The sequence below is a fragment of the Onishia taeanensis genome, from assembly GCF_003268885.1.
Classification (GTDB): Bacteria; Pseudomonadota; Gammaproteobacteria; order Pseudomonadales; family Halomonadaceae; genus Onishia; species Onishia taeanensis_A.
In genome coordinates this window covers 1-1719 of record NZ_QLSX01000024.1, presented here as the reverse complement: position 1 = coordinate 1719, position 1719 = coordinate 1, and the positions used below count along the sequence as shown (strand labels likewise).

General features: G+C 65.7%; 1 protein-coding gene. It reads left to right on the top strand.

The window, feature by feature from the left end:
* Positions 1–104: 104 nt before the first annotated feature.
* Positions 105–1484 carry an IS1380 family transposase gene (locus tag BCL93_RS17000; RefSeq protein WP_112056546.1) on the top strand — a complete coding sequence of 460 codons (1380 nt, stop codon included), beginning with the start codon at positions 105–107 and terminating at the stop codon, positions 1482–1484.
* The last annotated feature ends 235 nt before the right edge of the window (positions 1485–1719 follow it).

The following is a 1719-nucleotide window of genomic DNA, read 5'->3' as shown; positions in this document are numbered from 1 at the left end:
CCCTGATATTCACCGGGCAGCCCTGAAAATGAAGATGGCGGTTGGTATCCTGCTGATAAATCAGAAAGTTCCTGGCAGAACCTGATTCAGGAGGACCAACCGCCATGGGTGAAACCCTAACGACCTGGTCGCCGTCCTGCAACGGCTCCGTCAACGTCCAGCTCAGCGGCGAGCGTGCTACCAGCGACAGCGGTGCCTTGCTGCTGCGTGAAGCCCTCGATAACAGCGGCGTGATCGAGGCGCTGGAGGACAACCTGGTCGATCGACGCCACCCGCTGCGCATCCGTCATTCGCTGGCCAGTCAGCTGCGCACCCTGGTGCTTCAGCGGGCGATGGGCTGGATCGATCTCAGCGATACCGACACGCTGCGACGTGACCCGCTCTGGCAGCTGGCCTGCAGCGATGCGCGCGGCATGACGCCACTGGCCCAGCACCGGCCGTCTCAAGCCACGCTGTCGCGGTTGCTGACCTGCCTCGGCCGCGACGACAACATCGATGCCGTGCACGAAGGCCTGCTGCGACTGGTGGTCTGGCGCCTGACCTCGCTGAAGAACGGCGAGCGCCCCAAGCAGCTGACTCTGGACATCGACGGCCTGCCGATCGAGGTCCACGGCCACCAGGGCGGCTCGGCGTTTCATGGCCTTTACGGGGCCCGCATCTACTCGCCGCTGGTCGCCTCGCTGGCCGAGACCGGTGACATGGTCGGCGGCCTGCTGCGCGAGGGCAACGCCGGCCCGGCCGAGAACGCCGACACCTGGATCCCGCACCTGGTGAAGCGGCTCAACGAGAGCACCGGAGCCCAGGTGCGGGTGCGCATTGACGCCGGCTTCACCGACAACGACACGCTGGAGGCCCTGGAAGAGCGCGACATCGAGTACCTGGGGCGTCTGCGTAGCCACACGGGCCTGCAGAAGCTGGCAGCGCCGCACCTGAAACGGCCCCGAGGGCGGCCGCCCGAGCAACCTCGGGAGTGGTGCCATGACCTGGAGTACCAAGCCGGTTCCTGGCCGACACCCCGGCGCGTGGTGCTGGTGGTACAGGAACGTCCCGATGATCTGCTGCTGCATGCCTTCTTCCTGGTCACCAACCTCGGCAAGTTCGACTGGCCGCCGGAGAAGGTCCTGGCGCTCTACCGCAAGCGCGGCAGCGCCGAGGCCCACATGGGCGAGGTGAAGTCGGCGCTCGACGTGCACCTCTCATCGACGGATCGCGGCGCCTCCACCGTGCAGGACGTGATGGCCCGCAACGAAGTGAGCCTGCTGCTGAGCCTCTATGCCTATCAGATCCTGCATGGCCTGCGCTGTCTGCTGGTGCGACAGACCCGGCAGGGCTGGAGCCTGAGCCGGATGCGCGAGCAGGTGCTCAAGGTCGCCGCCACGCTGACGCTGCACGCCCGGCGCATCACCGTGCACCTCGGTGATGCCGCCGACAAGTGGTGGCCCACCTTGCTGAAGGGGCTGCCGAGACTGACCGCGCTGAGCTGACACCCCAGCGAGACCACTACAGCACCAGGAACCGAGCGGCCGCAACGACGACCGGCGCTCATGGCTGCATTGACGGCGGCGATTGATTCCATACCGCTATATAAAGCCGAAAGAGGAGCACTCTTCAGGCATAAATCAGTGGGCTCTGACGCCGGAGATACGGATCCTGATGAGACCTGCCTCCGGACAGTAGCTTCAGACTGCCCGATTCAGAGCCCTCGTGAATGAGGCGGGA

Coding starts and splice junctions, on each gene's coding strand:
- BCL93_RS17000 (WP_112056546.1), top strand. CDS start 105: ATGGGTGAAACCCTAACGACCTGGTCGCCGTCCTGCAACGGCTCCGTC.